The 17,460-nt window shown below is 65.0% G+C and carries 14 protein-coding genes and 1 pseudogene; 11 read left to right on the top strand and 4 right to left on the bottom strand.

The annotated features are described in order from the left end of the window. Nucleotides 1–2,529 (top strand): DNA topoisomerase III (locus tag Q0C59_RS12070; RefSeq protein WP_291215735.1); only part of this gene is annotated, 2,529 nt, incomplete at its 5' end. Nucleotides 2,530–2,544: 15 nt separating this feature from the next. Next, entirely contained in the window at nt 2,545–3,192 is a 648-nt protein-coding gene (locus tag Q0C59_RS12065; RefSeq protein WP_291215732.1) for a glutathione S-transferase family protein, read from the top strand. Nucleotides 3,193–3,195: 3 nt separating this feature from the next. On the opposite strand, the gene Q0C59_RS12060 is transcribed toward Q0C59_RS12065, so the two are convergent. The 3 genes from Q0C59_RS12060 to Q0C59_RS12050 all read right to left on the bottom strand — a co-directional run bounded on the left by Q0C59_RS12060 (nt 3,196) and on the right by Q0C59_RS12050 (nt 6,019). Continuing rightward, the gene (locus tag Q0C59_RS12060) at nt 3,196–4,638 is read right to left on the bottom strand and encodes a sensor histidine kinase (protein ID WP_291215730.1); all 1,443 of its coding nucleotides are present in this window, start codon (nt 4,636–4,638) and stop codon (nt 3,196–3,198) included. A gap of 52 nt (nt 4,639–4,690) precedes the next feature. Further along, on the bottom strand, nt 4,691–5,365 hold the full coding sequence (locus tag Q0C59_RS12055) for a response regulator transcription factor (RefSeq protein WP_291215727.1): 675 nt from the start codon (nt 5,363–5,365) through the stop codon (nt 4,691–4,693). Between the two features lie 126 nt (nt 5,366–5,491). Beyond that, a complete protein-coding gene (locus Q0C59_RS12050) occupies nt 5,492–6,019 on the bottom strand; it encodes a MarR family winged helix-turn-helix transcriptional regulator (RefSeq protein WP_291215725.1) in 528 nt (175 codons plus the stop codon). Nucleotides 6,020–6,154: 135 nt separating this feature from the next. Here Q0C59_RS12050 and recA point away from each other — a divergent pair, with 135 nt between their 5' ends. Both recA and recX read left to right on the top strand, forming a co-directional pair. Further along, nucleotides 6,155–7,270 carry a recombinase RecA gene (gene recA / locus Q0C59_RS12045; protein WP_291215723.1) on the top strand — a complete coding sequence of 372 codons (1,116 nt, stop codon included), beginning with the start codon at nt 6,155–6,157 and terminating at the stop codon, nt 7,268–7,270. 133 nt (nt 7,271–7,403) lie between these two features. After that, nucleotides 7,404–7,865 carry a recombination regulator RecX gene (gene recX / locus Q0C59_RS12040; protein WP_291215720.1) on the top strand — a complete coding sequence of 154 codons (462 nt, stop codon included), beginning with the start codon at nt 7,404–7,406 and terminating at the stop codon, nt 7,863–7,865. Here recX and argC read toward each other — a convergent pair. Beyond that, entirely contained in the window at nt 7,862–8,773 is a 912-nt protein-coding gene (gene argC / locus Q0C59_RS12035) for an N-acetyl-gamma-glutamyl-phosphate reductase (RefSeq protein WP_291215718.1), read from the bottom strand. The genes recX and argC overlap by 4 nt on opposite strands. A gap of 190 nt (nt 8,774–8,963) precedes the next feature. Between argC and sucC the strand changes: the two genes are divergently transcribed. The 7 genes and pseudogenes from sucC to Q0C59_RS12000 form a co-directional block, all read left to right on the top strand. Next, nucleotides 8,964–10,124 carry an ADP-forming succinate--CoA ligase subunit beta gene (sucC, locus tag Q0C59_RS12030; protein ID WP_291215716.1) on the top strand — a complete coding sequence of 387 codons (1,161 nt, stop codon included), beginning with the start codon at nt 8,964–8,966 and terminating at the stop codon, nt 10,122–10,124. 53 nt (nt 10,125–10,177) lie between these two features. Further along, nucleotides 10,178–11,071, top strand: coding sequence for a succinate--CoA ligase subunit alpha (gene sucD, locus Q0C59_RS12025; RefSeq protein WP_291215714.1), 894 nt, complete (start codon nt 10,178–10,180; stop codon nt 11,069–11,071). A gap of 228 nt (nt 11,072–11,299) precedes the next feature. Beyond that, nucleotides 11,300–13,987 carry a CHASE2 domain-containing serine/threonine-protein kinase gene (locus Q0C59_RS12020; protein ID WP_291215711.1) on the top strand — a complete coding sequence of 896 codons (2,688 nt, stop codon included), beginning with the start codon at nt 11,300–11,302 and terminating at the stop codon, nt 13,985–13,987. Between the two features lie 37 nt (nt 13,988–14,024). Beyond that, nucleotides 14,025–14,810 carry a Stp1/IreP family PP2C-type Ser/Thr phosphatase gene (locus Q0C59_RS12015; protein WP_291215708.1) on the top strand — a complete coding sequence of 262 codons (786 nt, stop codon included), beginning with the start codon at nt 14,025–14,027 and terminating at the stop codon, nt 14,808–14,810. Nucleotides 14,811–14,855: 45 nt separating this feature from the next. Further along, on the top strand, nt 14,856–15,485 hold the full coding sequence (locus tag Q0C59_RS12010) for an FHA domain-containing protein (RefSeq protein WP_291215706.1): 630 nt from the start codon (nt 14,856–14,858) through the stop codon (nt 15,483–15,485). A gap of 78 nt (nt 15,486–15,563) precedes the next feature. After that, nucleotides 15,564–17,312: a CHASE2 domain-containing protein gene (locus Q0C59_RS12005; RefSeq protein WP_291215704.1), complete on the top strand. Its 1,749-nt coding sequence runs from the start codon at nt 15,564–15,566 to the stop codon at nt 17,310–17,312. Continuing rightward, nucleotides 17,309–17,460 (top strand): annotated as a pseudogene (locus tag Q0C59_RS12000) (3',5'-cyclic-nucleotide phosphodiesterase); the annotation flags it as partial. The gene Q0C59_RS12005 and the pseudogene Q0C59_RS12000, both read left to right, overlap by 4 nt.

The raw sequence follows: 17,460 nt of genomic DNA, 5'->3' as shown, positions 1-17,460 counted from the left end.
CAGTCCATGACACCTGCGGCGATTCGCGACGGGTTCGAGCACCTGCGCACCAACGAGCAAATGCAGGGCCTGGCCGACGCCGCGCGCAGCCGGTCCGAGGCCGACTGGATGGTGGGCATCAACGGCACCCGCGCCATGACCGCGTTCAACTCGCGCGACGGCGGCTTCTTCCTGACCACGGTCGGCCGGGTGCAGACACCCACGCTGTCCATCGTGGTCGAGCGCGAAGAGAAGATCCGCGCCCACCGCAGCCGCGACTACTGGGAAATCCACGCGAGCTTTCTGGCCGAGGCCGGCGAGTACCCGGGCAAGTGGTTCGACCCGGCTTTCAAGAAACCCACCGGCGAAGACGCTGATCTGGAGCAGCGCGCCGACCGCGTGTGGAGCCAGCGCGAGGCCCTGGCCATTGCCGACGCGGTGCGCGGCAAGGCCGCCAGCGTCAAGGACGAAAGCAAACCGACCACGCAAGCCAGCGGCTTGTTGTACGACCTGACCAGTTTGCAGCGAGAGGCGAACGGCCGCTTTGGCTTCTCGGCCAAGACCACGCTGCAGCTGGCGCAAAGCCTGTACGAGCGCCACAAGGCGCTGACCTATCCGCGGACCGACTCGCGCGCCCTGCCCGAGGACTATTTGCCCACGGTGAAGGAAACCTTCGAGATGCTCGCCAACAGCGGCATGAAGCACCTGGCGCCGCATGCGCTGACCGCGCTCAACAACAATTACATCCGCCCGAGCAAGCGCATCTTCGACAACAGCAAGGTATCGGATCACTTTGCCATCATCCCCACGCTGCAAGCGCCCAGTGGGCTGAGCGATGCCGAGCAGAAACTGTACGACCTCGTGGTGCGCCGCTTCCTGGCGGTGTTCTTCCCGTCGGCCGAGTTCATGGTCACGACGAGGATCACATCCTCGGTCGGCCACCACTTCAAGACCGAAGGCAAGGTGCTGGTGAAGCCGGGCTGGATGGCCGTCTACGGCAAGGAAGCCGCCGAAGACGTGACTGACGCCAAGGAAGGCGACAAGGGCCAGAACCTCGTGCCGGTGCGCGAAGGCGAAACCGTGCGCACCGAGTCGGTGGAAAGCAAGGGCCTGAAAACCAAACCGCCGGCGCGCTATTCGGAAGCCACGTTGCTGGGCGCCATGGAGGGCGCGGGCAAGCTGGTCGACGACGACGAACTGCGCGAGGCCATGCAGGAAAAAGGCCTGGGCACGCCTGCCACGCGCGCGGCCACCATCGAAGGCTTGTTGACCGAAAAGTACATGTTCCGCGAAGGCCGCGAGATCATCCCCACGGCCAAGGCGTTCCAGCTCATGACGCTGTTGCGCGGCCTGGGCGTGGAAGAACTTTCCAAGGCCGAACTCACCGGCGAATGGGAATACAAGCTGGCGCAGATGGAGCACGGCAAGCTCAGCCGCAGCGCCTTCATGGCCGAGATCGCGCAGATGACCGAGCGCATGGTGAAGAAGGCCAAGGAATACGACCGCGACACCATCCCGGGCAACTACGCCACGCTGGCCACGCCCTGCCCCAATTGCGGTGGCGTGGTGAAAGAAAACTACCGCCGCTACACCTGCACCGGCAAAGATGGCGCCAGCGAAGGCTGCGGCTTCTCGTTCGGCAAGTCGCCGGCCGGTCGCACCTTCGAGCCGGACGAATCCGAGTTGCTGCTCAAGGACAAGAAGATTGGTCCTCTGGACGGCTTCCGCTCCAAGGCGGGCTGGCCCTTCGTGGCCGAGATCGTGCTCAAGTACAGCGAGGACGACAAGAACTGGAAGCTGGAGTTTGACTTTGGCGACGACAAGAAGGGCGAAGAAAGCGGCGAGATCGTCGACTTCAGCGCCAGCGAATCGCTGGGCGCCTGTCCCAAGTGCGGCGGCGCGGTGCACGAACACGGCAGCAACTACGTGTGCATCCGCTCGGTGCCCACCGAGCAGCAGCCCACGCCCACCTGCGACTTCAAGAGCGGCAAGATCATCCTGCAGCAGCCGGTGGCACGCGAGCAGATGAGCAAGCTGCTGGAGACCGGCAAGACGGATCTGCTCGACAAGTTCGTCTCCATGCGCACACGCCGCGCGTTCAAGGCCTTCCTGGCCTGGGACAAGGAGGCGGGCAAGGTGAACTTCGAGTTCGCACCGTCCAAGTTCCCGCCGCGCAAAACCGCATCCGGCGCGCCGGCCAAGGGTGCGCCGGCGAAGAAGGCTGCTGCCAAAGTGGCCGCAAAAGCCGCGCCCGCCAAGAAGGCCGCGGCGAAAAAAACGCCCGCCGTGAAGGCCGCCAAGGCCCCGCGCAAGACCACCGCCGCCACCGGCAAACAGCCCAGCGCCGCGCTGGCCGCGGTGATCGGCGAAGGCGCGGTGTCGCGTCCCGAGGTGGTGAAGAAGCTGTGGGACTACATCAAGGCCAATGGTCTGCAGGACGCGGGCGACAAGCGCCGTGTCAACGCAGACGCCAAGCTGGCGGCGGTGTTCGGCAAGCCGCAAGTGACCATGTTTGAAATCGCGGGCCTGCTGAGTCCGCACCTGAACTGAAAAAGAGACAAACCCATGAGCCTGAAACTGTATTTCGCCCCCGGTGCCTGCTCCTTCGTGCCGCACGCCATGCTCGAGCTGGCCAATGTCGAATTCGAGCCATCGATGGTGAAGCTGCACAAAGGTGAGCAGCGAGCGCCCGAGTATCTGGCGCTGAACCCGCGCGGCCAGGTGCCGGTGCTGGTCGACGGCGACGAGGTCATCACGCAGATCGTGGCCATCCTGTTGTACCTGGACGAAAAGTTGCCCATGGCCGGCATCCTGCCGCCGGCCGGCCTGGAGCGCGCCCGTGCCCTGCAGGTGCTGACCTGGATGAACAACACGGTGCACCCCACGTTCACCCACGTGTTCATGCCGCAGAAGTTCACCGACGACGAAGCCGCGCAGAAAGCCATCCGCGACTTCGGCGCAGTGCGTTACCGTGAGCTGCTGGGCGAGATCGAAGCCCTGGCTGCGAAAGCCGCTCCCTGGATGGTGGGCGCGCGACCCGGCGCGCTCGATGCGTATGCGCTCACGCTGCTGCGCTGGGGCGGCTACGCCGGCATCAACCCGGCCGATTTCCCGGCCACGTGGGAGCTGGTGCAGCGCTTCGCCGAATTGCCCGGCGTGGCCCGCGCGATCGAGCGCGAGAAGTTGCAGCTCAACGTGTACAAAGCCGCCTGAGCGTTATTCCCGCAGAGCCTGAGGCTTGGTCGGTGTGAAACGCACCGACACCCGCAGTCCACGGCGGCTGCGCTCCGGGTGCGCATCTTCCATCGACACCGAAGCGCCGTGTTGTTGGGCGATTTCCTGCACGATCGCCAGACCCAGGCCCGAGCCGTCGACGTTGGTGCCCAGCGCCCGGTAAAACGGCTGCATCACGAACTCGCGCTCGTTCTCCGGGATGCCCGGGCCGTCGTCTTCCACCTGCAGGATCTGCACGCCGCTGAAACGGTCCAGCAGCACACGCACCGTGACCACCCCGCCCTGCCCGGTGTAGTGGATCGCGTTGTCCACCAGGTTGCGCACCATCTCTTGCAACAGCGTCGGATTGCCGTCCATCAGGCAGTCGTCGGGCGTGTCGTCCGGGCCTTCAAAGCCGAGGTCGATGCCTGCCTCCAGCGCGCGCGGCACCGAGTCCTGCACCACGTCGGGCACCAGCCGGGCGAGGTCGATGCGCGCGCTGGGCAGGGTGCGGCCGGTGGTCTCGGCACGGGCCAGCGCCAGCAGCTGGTTCACCGTGTGTGTGGCGCGTGCGCTGGAGCGTGCAATCTGCTGCAGCGAGCCGCGGATCTCCACCGGGTCGGTTTCGCGTTGGGCCAGTTCGGCCTGCATGCGCAGACCCGCCAGCGGTGTCTTGAGCTGGTGCGCGGCATCGGCCAGAAACCGTTTTTGTGTGGTGAGAGAGGCCTTCAATCGCGTCAGCAGGTCGTTGATCGACGACACCAGCGGAGCCACTTCTTGCGGGATGAACGACTCCTCGATCGGGCTCAGGTCGTCGGGCTTGCGCGCGCGGATGCGTTGCTCCAGTTCGTTGAGCGGGCGGATGCCGCGCACCAGCGCCAGCCACACCAGCAGCACCGCCAGCGGCAGGATCACGAACTGCGGCACCATCACGCCTTTGACGATTTCGGCGGCCAGCGTCGATCGTTTGCCCTTGGTTTCGGCCACCTGCATCAGCACCAGGCGCTGCGGGTCGTTGCGCGCCAGCCAGGTGTAGGCCACCCGCACCTCGTCGCCGCGGACCACGTCGTCGCGCAGCATCACGCGCCCGGGCTCCGGCGCTTCGTTGTCGCGAGGCGGCGGGAAATCCAGCTCACCGCTGATGAGCGTTCCGCGGGGGTCGAGCACCTGGTAGTACACGAGGTCGCTGTCGTCGGCGCGCAGCAGGTCGCGTGCCTGTGCGTTGAGCTTGAAAGTGATCTTGTCGTTTTCCCGAACCACAAACTGGGTGAGCGCCTGCAGGTTGAACTCGAGCGCGCGGTCGAACGGCTTGCTGGCAATGCCTTGCGCGACGAACCAGGTGAGCACCAGCGAGAGTGGCCACAGCAGCAGCAGCGGCGTGAGCATCCAGTCCAGGATCTCGCCGAACAGGCTGCGCTGTTCGCGCTGGAACAGCCCGAAGGGCATGGGTGCCGACCGGCTTTCCACCGGCGGCAGCGGCTCGCTGAAGACCCGACCGTCAGCTGGGGATTTTTTCAAGGCAGTAGCCCAGGCCGCGCACCGTGGCGATGCGGATCGGACCTTTTTCGATCTTCTTGCGCAGCCGGTGGATGTAGACCTCGATCGCGTTGTTGCTCACTTCTTCGCCCCACTCACACAGCCGCTCGACCAGCTGGTCCTTGCTCACCAGGCGCCCGGCGCGCTGCAGCAGCACTTCGAGCAGGCCGAGTTCACGCGCCGAGAGTTCGACCATCTTGCCGTCGATGGTGGCCACGCGGCCGGCCTGGTCGTACTCGAGCGGACCGTGTCGGATGGTGTTGGTGCTGCCGCCCATGCCGCGACGGGTGAGTGCGCGCACCCGTGCTTCGAGCTCTTGCAGCGAAAACGGCTTGGCCATGTAGTCGTCTGCGCCATAGTCCAGGCCCTTCACGCGTTCTTCGATGCTGTCGGCCGCGGTGAGCACCAGCACCGGCAGCGCAGAGCCGCGCGAGCGCAGCCGCTTGAGCACCTCCAGGCCGTGCAGTTTCGGCAGACCGAGGTCGAGGATCAACAAGTCGAATTCGTTGTTGGTCATGAGCGCCGCATCGGCCTCGCTGCCGCTGGACACGTGGTCCACCGCAGCCCCGGCCGCGCGCAGGCTGCGCAACAAGCCGTCTGCCAGAACCTGGTCGTCTTCTGCAATCAGGATGCGCATGGTGAAGTCTCCTGGGCTGATCGGGCCGCGTTGTTATGGGGCCGCTGCGCGGGGGCACGCAGCGTTCAAGGCAAAGTCATTTTAGGTCGCATACCACGGTGCCGCAGTGGCTTGAATGGCAGGGTTTCACCGGGGCGGCACGGCCGCGCGTGCACCGGGGGCTTCCGATCCGTAGGCTTCCAGACCCAGCGCCACCACCGTGGCCACCGCGTCGCCCACCTGTGAGCGGAACTCGGCTTCGGCCTGCGCCACCGCTGTGCGAAACGCGTCCAGCCAGAGCAGGCCGGTGTCGGTGAAGATGATGCGCCGCGCGCGCGCATCGCGCGGGTCGGGCTCGCGGCGCACCAGGCCCCAGGCCTCGCACTGTGTCACCAGATCGCCCATGGCCTGCTTGCTCATGCCGGCCTGGTGGGCCAGCTCGGTCAGGCGCGAGCCGTGCAGGCCGAGGTGGCGCGTGATGTGGATGTGGGCCGCGCCCACCTGCGCGCGTGCGGCCAGGTGCGAGAGCGCCAGCGGCACGTTGACGTCGTGCGCCATCAGGCTGAGCACACGCTCGTCGAAGCGCCGCAGCGCCAGGCCCATCAGCCGGCCCAGGTGGCCGCCGCGCCAGCGGTCATCGGGTTCGGCGGGGGATTCGGGGATGCTGTCGACCATGTGCAAATGGTAAGGCAAACTGACCAAATATCGGAAGGTTTGATTTCAATGCGCCTGTAAACTGCTGTTCAAGCATCCAGCCTGTACACAACCACACAGGTCTGGCCAACCCTTCCAACCAGCCCAGGAGCCCCCATGGACGCAGCCGTCAAGCCCAACCCCCTCAACAGCGAAAAAGCCAAAGCCTTGCAGGTCGCGCTCGCCCAGATCGAAAAGCAGTTCGGCAAGGGCACCATCATGCGGCTGGGCGAAGGCGAGGTGATCGAAGACATTCAGGTGGTGTCCACCGGCTCGCTCGGCCTGGACATTGCGCTGGGCGTCGGCGGTTTGCCACGCGGCCGTGTGGTCGAGATCTACGGCCCGGAATCCTCGGGCAAGACCACGCTCACGCTGCAAGTGATCGCCGAAATGCAGAAGCTCGGCGGCCAGTGCGCGTTTGTCGACGCCGAACACGCGCTGGACATCCAGTACGCCCAAAAGCTCGGCGTGAACCTGCAGGACCTGCTGATTTCCCAGCCCGACACCGGCGAGCAGGCGCTCGAAATCGTGGACAGCCTGGTGCGCTCCGGCGCGGTCGATCTGATCGTGGTGGACTCGGTCGCCGCGCTCACGCCCAAGGCCGAACTCGAAGGCGAAATGGGCGACTCGCTGCCCGGCCTGCAGGCCCGCCTGATGAGCCAGGCGCTGCGCAAGCTCACCGCGCACATCAAGAAGACCAACTGCATGGTCATCTTCATCAACCAGATCCGCATGAAGATTGGTGTCATGTTCGGCAGCCCCGAGACCACCACCGGCGGCAATGCGCTCAAGTTCTATGCCTCGGTGCGCCTGGACATCCGCCGCACCGGCACCATCAAGAAGGGAGACGACGCGATCGGCAACGAGACCAAGGTCAAGGTGGTCAAGAACAAGGTTGCGTCGCCCTTCAAGACGGCCGAATTCGACATCCTGTTCGGCGAAGGCATCAGCCGCGAAGGCGAGATCCTGGACCTGGGCGTGGTGCACCGCGTGGTCGAAAAATCGGGCGCCTGGTACGCCTACAACGGCGAAAAAATCGGACAGGGCCGCGACAACTCGCGCGAATTCCTGCGCGAGAACCCTGAGCTGCGCGTGGAGATCGAGAACAAGGTGCGCACCGAGCTGGGTGTTCCGCTGCTGCCGGTGGACGAGGCACCAGCGCCTGCCAAGGGTGGCAAGGCTGCAAAAGCCGCCAAGGCCGCGGCGACCGACACCGCGCCGCTGGCCGAGTGAGGATGGCGCTCGCGGCCGCGACCGCAGCCGTGAGCGTGTGACGCAATGAACCCCCACGCTCCGCACTTCGTGTCGTCGCTGCCCCCCGAGGGGGCGCTGGCCCTCCTTGGGACGGCCCGGCGGAGGTTCTGACATGGGCTTCAACCAGATTTCCATCAAAGGCCGCGCCCTGCGCCTGCTTTCGGGCCGCGAACACTCGCGCGCCGAATTGCAGCGCAAGTTGCACCAGCATGAAACCGAGCCCGGCGAGCTGGCCAAAGCGCTGGACGAGCTGGAGGCCAAGGGCTTCATCGACGAACAGCGTGTCCTCGAATCGGTGGTGCATCAGCGCTCAGTGAAGCTCGGCGCTTCCCGCGTGCGCCAGGAATTGCAGGCCAAGGGCCTGAACCCCGAGGCCGTGGCGCAAGCGGTTGCGGATCTGCAAGTCACCGAGGTGGCGCGCGCCCGCGAGGTCTGGCGCAAGAAGTTCGGCCAGCCGCCAGCCGACCTGGCCGAGCGCGGCAAGCAGATGCGGTTCCTCGCCTCGCGGGGCTTTGGCGGTGAAGCGATCCGGCGCGTGGTGCAGGGCGCCGAGGACGACGACGCGGGTCTTTAAAGCCCGAGCATCAGTTTCAGGTTTTGAACCGCTGCGCCGCTGGCGCCTTTGCCCAGGTTGTCCAGCCGGGCCACCACCACGGCGTGGTGGGCGGCCTCATTGCCGAACACGCGGATCTCCAGCTTGTTGGAGTCGTTCAAGGCCAGAGCGTCGAGCTTGCCGCTGTCGGTCGCCGGCTCGGCGCTCACCCAGTCGCTGCCTGCGTAATGCCTGGCGTAGACGGCGTGCAGATCGGCCAGCGTCGGCTGACCCGGCAAGGTGTCCAGGTGCAGTGGCAACTCGACCAGCATGCCCTGCTCGAAATTGCCCACCGCCGGGATGAAGATGGGGCGGCGTGTGAGCCCTGTGTAGGCCATGATTTCCGGAATGTGCTTGTGCTGCAGACCCAGCGCGTAGAGCTCGAAAGCCGGGGCTTCGCCCTTCTCGTAGGCCTCGATCATGGCGCGACCGCCGCCCGAATAGCCGCTCACGGCGGGAAGGCAGACCGGGTGATCGGCGGGCAGCACACCCGCGTCGATCAGGGGGCGCAGCATGGCGATGGCGCCGCTGGCGTAGCAGCCCGGGTTGGCCACGCGGTTGGCGTTCACCACGGCCTGGCGCTGATCGGCTGCGAGTTCAGGAAACCCGAACACCCAGCCCGGCGCCGTGCGGTGCGCCGTGGAGGCGTCGATGATCTTGGGCTGGTGGCCGACCATCGCATCGATCATGGCCACCGATTCGCGCGCGGCGTCGTCGTGCAGGCACAGGATGACCAGATCGACCTGGGCCATGAGTTCGCGTTTGGCGGCCGGGTCCTTGCGGCGCTCGGAAGCGATGCTCACCACTTCAATAGCGGGCATGCGCTGCAGCCGCTCGCGAATCTGCAAGCCGGTGGTGCCGGCTTCGCCGTCGATGAAAACCTTGGCCATGGCTGGTCCGCCTTGTCAGTGTGGGTTCAGGAGAGCGGCCAACAATCGCGGTCGCTGGCGGTTGCCGGCGCGCGATTTTGGTGCAATGCACCATGATACAGTTACCGGTTGCTGTTTTTCAGTGCCACTCTTTCGACCACCCGATGCGGATCGGTCGACGATCCCTCTATCCATTCTTGAGAGAGTCCTCATGAAGATCCACGAATACCAAGGCAAGGAAATCTTGCGCCAGTTTGGTGTGCCGGTGCCCCGCGGCATCCCGGCTTTCACGGTGCAGGAGGCGGTCGAAGCCGCCCAGAAACTGGGCGGCCCCGTGTGGGTGGTCAAGGCCCAGATCCACGCCGGCGGCCGTGGCAAGGGTGGTGGCGTGAAGGTGGCCAAAACGGTTGAAGACGTCAAGCGCATCTCCGGCGAAATCCTGGGCATGCAGCTCAAGACCCACCAGACCGGCCCCGAAGGCCAGAAGGTGCGTCGCCTCTACATTGAAGACGGCGCCGACATCAAGAACGAACTGTACGTGTCGCTGGTCACCGACCGCGCCACGCAGAAGGTGGCCCTGATCGCATCGAGCGAAGGCGGCATGGACATTGAGGAAGTCGCGCACTCCACGCCCGAGAAGATCATCACCGAGATGATCGATCCCTTGGCCGGCATCACCGAAGCCCAGTCGCGCAAGGTGGCTGCGGCCATCGGCCTGACCGGTGCCTCCGTGGATCAGGCAGTGGACATCTTCGCCAAGATCTACAAGTGCTACATGGACACCGACGCGTCCTTGGTGGAGATCAACCCCCTGAACTGCGACTCCAAGGGCAACCTGATGGCGCTGGACGCGAAGTTCAACTTCGACGCCAACGCGCTGTTCCGCCATCCCGAAATCGTGGCCTACCGCGATCTGGACGAAGAAGATCCGGCCGAAGTCGAAGCGTCCAAGTTCGACCTCGCCTACATCAGCCTGGACGGCAACATCGGCTGCCTGGTGAACGGCGCCGGTCTGGCCATGGCCACCATGGACACCATCAAGCTGTTCGGCGGCGAGCCGGCCAACTTCCTGGACGTGGGCGGTGGCGCCACCGCCGAGAAGGTCACCGAAGCCTTCAAGATCATGCTCAAGAACACCAAGGTCAAGGGCATCCTGGTCAACATCTTCGGCGGCATCATGAAGTGCGACACCATCGCCACCGGCGTGATCACCGCCTGCAAGGCGACCAACCTCAGCGTGCCCCTTGTCGTGCGCATGAAGGGCACCAACGAAGAGCTGGGCAAGAAGATGCTGGCCGAGTCCGGCCTGCCCATCATCGCGGCCGACACCATGGCCGAAGCCGCGACGAAGATCGTTGCCGCCGTTAAGTAATGACCTTGGGGACAGACCTTTAGCTCTGTCCTCAACTGACTAGGAAGAACACCATGTCGATCTACATCAACAAAGACACCAAGGTCATCACCCAGGGCATCACCGGCAAGACCGGTCAGTTCCACACCGAAAAGTGCCAGGAATACGCGAACGGCAAAAACGCCTTCGTGGCCGGCGTGAACCCGAAGAAGGCCGGCGAGTCGATCTTCAACATCCCGATCTACGCCTCGGTGAAGGAAGCCGCGTCGCAAACCGGCGCCACCGTGTCGGTGATCTACGTGCCGCCCGCAGGCGCCGCTGCGGCCATCTGGGAAGCCGTTGAAGCCGACCTGGATCTGGCGATCTGCATCACCGAAGGCATCCCGGTCAAGGACATGCTCGAAGTGCGCAACCGCATGAAGGCCAAGGAAGCCGCTGGCGGCAAGAAGACCCTGCTGCTGGGCCCGAACTGCCCCGGCCTGATCACGCCCGACGAGATCAAGATCGGCATCATGCCCGGCCACATCCACCGCAAGGGCCGCATCGGCGTGGTCTCGCGCTCCGGCACGCTGACCTATGAAGCCGTGGCCATGCTGACCGAAGTGGGTCTGGGCCAGTCGAGTGCCGTCGGCATTGGTGGCGACCCCATCAACGGCCTCAAGCACATCGATGTGATGCAAGCGTTCAACGACGATCCCGACACCGACGCCGTGATCATGATCGGCGAGATCGGTGGCCCGGACGAAGCCGAAGCTGCCATGTGGTGCAAGGCGAACATGAAGAAGCCCATCGTCGGCTTCATCGCCGGTGTGACCGCCCCTCCCGGCAAGCGCATGGGCCACGCCGGTGCGCTGATCTCCGGCGGCGCCGACACGGCTGATGCCAAGCTTGCGATCATGGAAGAGTCGGGCTTCATCATCACGCGCAACCCGTCCGAGCTGGGCAAGCTGCTCAAAGCCCAGCTGTAAAGCAGCCCTGGGCTGACGTGACAAAGGCAACGCTTGCGTTGCCTTTTTTTCGTCCGGTGTTTGTGTTCGGCCTCAAACACACATAAACGCTTGCTCTCGGAGTCGAGCGTGAAACAAAATGCTACATCTTGGGTTCAATGCCTGCCGCTGACACCCGATGAGTCTTGCAGGGCCGCGTTTCAATGCGAGCTCGACCGCCCGCATTGAAACCAACCCGGTCCTCCATCCGTGTCCACCAGCCAACGCCCGAACCGGCCCAAGCGCAAGCGCCCCTTGTGGCGCTCCGACGCGGCCATGGGCCTGGCCGTTGTGCTCGCGGTTGTCACCTTGAACGCGGCCACCGATTTTTTCAGCGGTCTGGAACGTCGCTTTTACGACCTGGCCAGCACGCAGACCAGCCGCCTGCCCAGCGACCGCATCGCGGTCATCGCCATCGACGACCAGAGCGTGGCCAACATCGGCCGCTGGCCCTGGCCGCGCGAGGTGCACGCCCAGCTGATCGACCAGCTCGGCGCGGCGGGTGCCAAAACCGTGGCGCACACCGCCTTTTTCTTCGAACCCCAGACCGACCGCGGCCTGGTGCAACTGCGCGAGCTGCGCGGTTTGCTCGATGGATCTCAGACCGGCAGCGCGCCATTGACCGATCTGGGCGACCAGGGCCGCCAGCGCCTGCTGGGGTTTATCGGCCAGGCCGAACGGCAACTCGACTCCGACGCCCGTCTGGTGGCCAGCATGGCGCGCGCGGGCAATGTGATCGTGCCCTCGGTGTTCGAGCTGGGTGAACCCCAGGGGCGTGTGGACCAGCCCTTGCCGGCATTTGCCCAGCGCAGCGCCGTTGCGGACAACTCGGCCTTGGGTGTGCCGGCGCTGCGTTCGCAGCAACCACTGCCCGCCATTGGCGAAGCGGCCCGGGCCGTGGGGCACCTCAACCAGCTGCCCGATGTGGATGGCGCTGTGCGCCAAGAAGGCTTGCTGGTTCAGTTTGATGGCTTCGCCGTGCCGTCCATGGCCCTGGCCATTGCCGCGAACAGCCTGAACCTCACAGCCAAAGACATGCAGCTGTTGCCCGGCGAAGGCGTGCAGCTCGGCCGCAGCGTGATCCCGACCGACAGCGCAGCCCGCTTGTTGCCGCAGTTCTATCCCGACCGCGACGGCAAGCCGGCGTTTGCGGTGGACTCGTTCTACGACGTGCTCTCCGGCCGCATCCCGGCCAGCAAATACGCCGACAAGATCGTGATCATCGGCGCCACCGCCGCGGGTGTGGGCACCCTGTTCACCACGCCGGTGTCGGCGGCCATGTCGCCCGCCGCCATCCTGGCCCACATCACCTCCAGCATCCTGAGCAACCACCACATCGTGCAGCCGCTCTGGGGCGGCTACGCGGTGCTCGCGGCCTTGTTGCTGATCGCGGGCTACATCGTGTGGCTGCTGCCCCGCCTGTCGGCGGCCGCCGGTGCGGCTTGCACCGCCGCGCTCTTCGTGGCCTTGCTGGGTGCCGAGTTCGGGCTGTTGTCGGTCGCGGCCACGTGGCTTCCGCTGGTGTTCCCGGCGTCGCTCCTGCTGATCGGGCACCTCGCACTTACCACGCGCCGCTTCCTCGTCACCGAGGCGGGCAAGACCAAGTCCGATGAGGAGTCGGCCGAGACCAACCGCATGATGGGCCTGGCGCTGCAGGGCCAGGGCCAGCTCGACATGGCGTTTGACCGCATGCGCCGCGTGCCCTTCAGCGACGCGCTGATGGACAACCTCAAGCACCTGGCACTCGATTTCGAGCGCAAACGCCAGTTCAACAAGGCCGAGGCGGTTTACGAGCACATGGCCAAGCTCGACCGCAACGACGCCGATGTGCAGCGACGCTTGAAGCGGGCGAAGAATCTGTCGGAAACGGTGGTGCTGGGCGGCGGCTCGGCGCATCCAGGTGGCACCCTGCTGCTGGACAACGGCGGTGTGGAAAAACCCATGCTCGGCCGTTATCAGGTGGAAAAAGAGCTCGGCAAGGGCGCGATGGGCGTGGTCTATCAGGGACGCGATCCGAAAATCGGCCGTACGGTGGCCATCAAGACGCTGGCGCTGAGCGCCGAATTCGAAGGCTCCGAGCTGGTCGATGTGCGCGAACGGTTCTTCCGCGAGGCCGAAACCGCGGGCCGCCTGCAGCACCCCAACATCGTCACCATCTTCGACGCGGGCGAAGAGCACGACCTCGCCTTCATCGCCATGGAGTTCCTGCCGGGACGTGATCTTGTGGAGTATTCGCGCCCGGGCAACCTGTTGCCGGTGGCCACCGTTCTGAGCATCGGAGAGCAAGTGGCGCTGGCGCTGGAACATGCCCATCGCCAGCAGGTTGTGCACCGCGACATCAAACCTGCCAACGTGATGTTTGATGCCGCGACCCAGTCGGTCAAGGTCACAGACTTCGGCATCGCGCGCATCACCGGGTCGAGCAAGACCAAGACCGGCATGGTGCTGGGCACGCCCAGTTTCATGTCGCCCGAGCAGCTCGCCGGACTGCACGTGGACGGCCGTTCCGACCTTTATTCGCTGGGCGTGATGCTGTTCCAGTTGCTCACCGGCAGCCTCCCACTCAAGGGCGACTCCATGGCCGCCCTGATGTACCAGATCGCCAACCAGCCCGCACCCAGCGTGCGCAGCTTGCGGCCCGATCTGTCGCAAGCCCTGGCCGACGTGCTCGAACGCGCCCTGGCCAAGTCGCCCGCCGATCGTTTTCAGAGCGGTGCCGAACTGGCGGCTCAACTGCGGCGCTGTGTCGGTTCTGGTGAAGACGCGTCCGTGCCGGGAGCGGCGTTGGCCACGACCGGGAGCGCGTTTGAAGCCACGCACGCCTTCCCGCACGCATCGGAAAACGCCATGGTTGCCACCCTTGTCACGCCGCCGCCCGCTTCGTCACGCGGTTCCTGAAAAGACAGCATCGTTCTGCGGGTATAACTTGAACTCTATGAATTTTGAGTATTTTTGTTTGACCGACCCCGGGTTGGTTCGGGACAACAACGAGGACTCCGTGTCGCTGGATGCGGAGAACCAGATTGCTGTCCTGGCCGACGGCATGGGCGGCTACAACGCCGGCGAAGTCGCCAGTGCCATGGCGACCACCTTCATCAAGACCGAGCTGGGACGGTGGATGGCCGAGGGCGGCAATGAGGCCAGCGTGCGCGAGCTGCGCCGCGCCATGGAAATCTGCATCGACAACGCCAACCGCTCCATCTTCAATGCCGCCAACTCCAACCCGCAGTACGCGGGCATGGGCACCACCCTGGTGATGGGCGTGTTCCTGGACGCGCGCGTCATGGTCGGACACGTGGGCGACTCGCGCTGCTACCGCCTGCGGGAAGGCAACTTCGTTCAGATCACCCGCGACCACTCGCTGCTGCAAGAGCAGATCGACGCCGGCCTGATCTCGCTGGAGCAGGCCCAGTACGCCACCCACAAGAACCTCGTGACCCGCGCGCTCGGCGTCGAAGACACGGTGTTGCTCGAAGTCAACGAATACCGGGTCGAAGACGACGATCTCTACCTTTTTTGCTCGGACGGATTGAGCGACATGATGAGCGACGAGCGCATCGCCGCGATACTCGTGACGGCCGGCACACTCGAAGAAAAAGCCCAGGCCCTGGTGGACGCTGCCAACGATGCCGGGGGGCGGGACAACATATCGGTGATACTGGCGTATGCTCGTTCGAAACCGGTGCGCAAAGGCCTACTTTCGCGCATGCTGGGTAAGTGATTCCGTGTCAGACCAACAGATTTACAGGTTCCAGAGGAGTCGGCCATGCCGAAAATGATCGTTTCCATCGACGGTGTCGTCATCAAGGAAGTGCAGCTCACCAAAGACCGCACCACGTTGGGTCGCCGTCCGTACAACGACATCGTGATAGACAACCTGGCCGTCAGTGGTGAACACGCCGTCATGCAGATGTCCGGCATGGATGTGTTCCTGGAAGACCTCAACAGCACCAACGGCACCTACGTCAACGGCAAGGCGATCAAGAAGCAGCAGCTGCAAAGCGGCGACACGGTCGAGATCGGCAAGTACAAGATCAAGTTTGTGCACGAAGGCGCCAATGAGAGCCATGAGAAAACCATGGTGATCAGCGCCGGCACGGTGGTTCCGCCCGAGCCCACGGTGGCGATGGTCGTGGCCAACGCCGCCATCAAGGTCATGTCGGGCACGGCAGCGGGTCGCGAAGTGCCCCTGGTGAAGGTGGTCACCACCATCGGCAAGCCCGGTGTGGCCGTGGCCGCCATCACCCGCCGCCCCCACGGTTTCGTGGTGGCCATGGTCGAAGGTGTGCAAAAGCCCACCATCAACGGCAGCCCCATCGGCACTGACGCGGTGAACCTGCGCCACGGCGACATGCTGGAACTCGCCGGGACCAAGATGCAATTCGTCCAGCAATAAGCTGCCCCGGCCTTCCGCCTTTGACGAACCCCGGCGGCGCCTGACCTTCCCGGTTTCAGGCCATCCGCCCCTCCCGCCATGCCGCAGACCCTGATACAGCGCAGTCTGCGCGCGGCGGTCATGCTCGTTCCGCTGCTGCTGGCGGCCCTGCACGCCCTGGGCTTCATCCAGACCAACGCGCTGCACCGTCTCGACCACACCGCCTATGACATGCGTCTCAGGGTCAGCATGCCCGGCACGCTGGAGCCGCGGGTGGTGATCGTCGACATCGACTCCGAGAGCCTGGCCGCCATCGGCCCCTGGCCTTGGCCGCGTGCGCAGTTGGCGCACCTGGTGGACACGCTGTTCGAGCAGCAGGAAATCGCCGTGCTCGGCTTCGACATCGTGTTCCCCAAGCCCGATCCGCAAGCCGGCGGCGATGCCGCCCTGGCGACCGCGCTGCGCGACCGCCCCGTGGTGCTGGGTTACTTTTTCAGCAACGAACCCACCGCGCGCAACACAGGCCTGTTGCCGGCCCCCGTGATGAGCGGCGGAGCGTTGAACGGCAGGCTGGTGCGCGTCACGCGCTGGGATGCGTATGAGTCCAACATTCCCGAACTCGCACAGGCCGCACCCCGGGCCGGCGCGTTCAACGCCCTGCCCGACAGCGATGGCGTGGTGCGTTCGGTGCCTCTGCTGGCCGAGTACCAGGGTCAGGCCTACGAGTCGCTGGCGCTGGCGGTTTTCCGCCGTGTGCTGGGCTCGCCGTCGGTGGAGCCCGGTTTCGCGACCGGGCTCTTGATGGGCCGACGTGTCAGTGGCCTCGAGAGCCTGCGTCTGGCACACGACGGGCAGACGCTCACGATTCCGGTGGACGAGCGCGTCGCGGCATTGGTGCCTTACCGCGGACCCGGCGGTCCCGAAGGCGGTTCGTTTCAATACGTCTCGGCCGTCGATCTCCTGTCGGATCGCGTGCCTGCGGCGCAACTCCGGGGCAGGATCGTGCTGATGGGCACCACAGCCCCCAGCCTGAAAGACTTGCGTCTCACGCCAGTGGGCGCCAACTATCCAGGCGTTGAAGCCCATGCCAACCTGATCACCGGCCTGCTCGACGGCCGTCTGCCCGTGAAGCCCGACTACGCGCTGGGCTACGAGATGCTGGTGTTGGTGGCCTCCAGCCTCCTGCTCGTGTGGCTGTTGCCGACTCTGGGCGTCTGGTCGGGCGCAGCGCTGAGCGCTGTGCTCCTCGGTATGGTGATCGGGCTCAACAGCTGGCTGCAGTTGCGTCACGGCCTGGTGCTGCCCCTGGCTGGGTCCGTGTTGATGATTCTGTTCACCGCCGCACTCGGCGTGGTCAGCCAGCGTTGGACATGGGGTGCCAAACCACCCGGTTCACACTATCCCCCAGCATCGAATCTGGCAAAACTCTCTGCTGTCTATGGGGTGGACCAGATCGCCACCGAACAAGACCGCCAGCGCCAACCCGGCTTCGTCTGGCAGGAAATCGATCGTCTGCGCCTGGGGCCGGATGTCCCACCGATGCCCATCTACACGCCTTTGAGCACGAGCGGCGAACTCGCCACCGAGCAGCGCGACGAACTCCGCCTTTGGCAACAGGCCCTGCGTGCCTGGCGTGCGCAAGACTGGGATGCGTGCGATGTGCATCTGCTCAACCTCCAGCGGCAAAATGCCAAAAAAGTCCTTTACCGCCTTTACGCCGACAGAGTAGCCTCACGCAGGCAATTGCCTCCCGATCCCGCCTGGGACGGCGCAACCCCCATCGAATCGCTGCAAACTCCGCCATACCGGACCGGCTCCACCGGCCACACCATGTCAAAGAGTCCATGAAAGTCCGCGTGCTGGGGTGTTCAGGCGCCATTGCCCATGGCTGCCGCACCACCTCGTTCCTGCTCGACCACGACGTCTTGATCGACGCCGGCACGGGTGTGGGCGATCTCACGCTGGACGAGATGGCCCAGATCGACCACGTGCTGCT

The organism is Hydrogenophaga sp. (genome assembly GCF_022844385.1).
In the GTDB taxonomy this organism is placed as follows: domain Bacteria; phylum Pseudomonadota; class Gammaproteobacteria; order Burkholderiales; family Burkholderiaceae_C; genus Hydrogenophaga.
This window is presented reverse-complemented; position numbering and strand designations above follow the sequence as displayed.

Coding starts and splice junctions, on each gene's coding strand:
- Q0C59_RS12065 (WP_291215732.1), top strand. CDS start 2,545: ATGAGCCTGAAACTGTATTTCGCCCCCGGTGCCTGCTCCTTCGTGCCG.
- Q0C59_RS12060 (WP_291215730.1), bottom strand. CDS start 4,638: ATGCCCTTCGGGCTGTTCCAGCGCGAACAGCGCAGCCTGTTCGGCGAG.
- Q0C59_RS12055 (WP_291215727.1), bottom strand. CDS start 5,365: ATGCGCATCCTGATTGCAGAAGACGACCAGGTTCTGGCAGACGGCTTG.
- Q0C59_RS12050 (WP_291215725.1), bottom strand. CDS start 6,019: ATGGTCGACAGCATCCCCGAATCCCCCGCCGAACCCGATGACCGCTGG.
- recA (WP_291215723.1), top strand. CDS start 6,155: ATGGACGCAGCCGTCAAGCCCAACCCCCTCAACAGCGAAAAAGCCAAA.
- recX (WP_291215720.1), top strand. CDS start 7,404: ATGGGCTTCAACCAGATTTCCATCAAAGGCCGCGCCCTGCGCCTGCTT.
- argC (WP_291215718.1), bottom strand. CDS start 8,773: ATGGCCAAGGTTTTCATCGACGGCGAAGCCGGCACCACCGGCTTGCAG.
- sucC (WP_291215716.1), top strand. CDS start 8,964: ATGAAGATCCACGAATACCAAGGCAAGGAAATCTTGCGCCAGTTTGGT.
- sucD (WP_291215714.1), top strand. CDS start 10,178: ATGTCGATCTACATCAACAAAGACACCAAGGTCATCACCCAGGGCATC.
- Q0C59_RS12015 (WP_291215708.1), top strand. CDS start 14,025: ATGAATTTTGAGTATTTTTGTTTGACCGACCCCGGGTTGGTTCGGGAC.
- Q0C59_RS12010 (WP_291215706.1), top strand. CDS start 14,856: ATGCCGAAAATGATCGTTTCCATCGACGGTGTCGTCATCAAGGAAGTG.
- Q0C59_RS12005 (WP_291215704.1), top strand. CDS start 15,564: ATGCCGCAGACCCTGATACAGCGCAGTCTGCGCGCGGCGGTCATGCTC.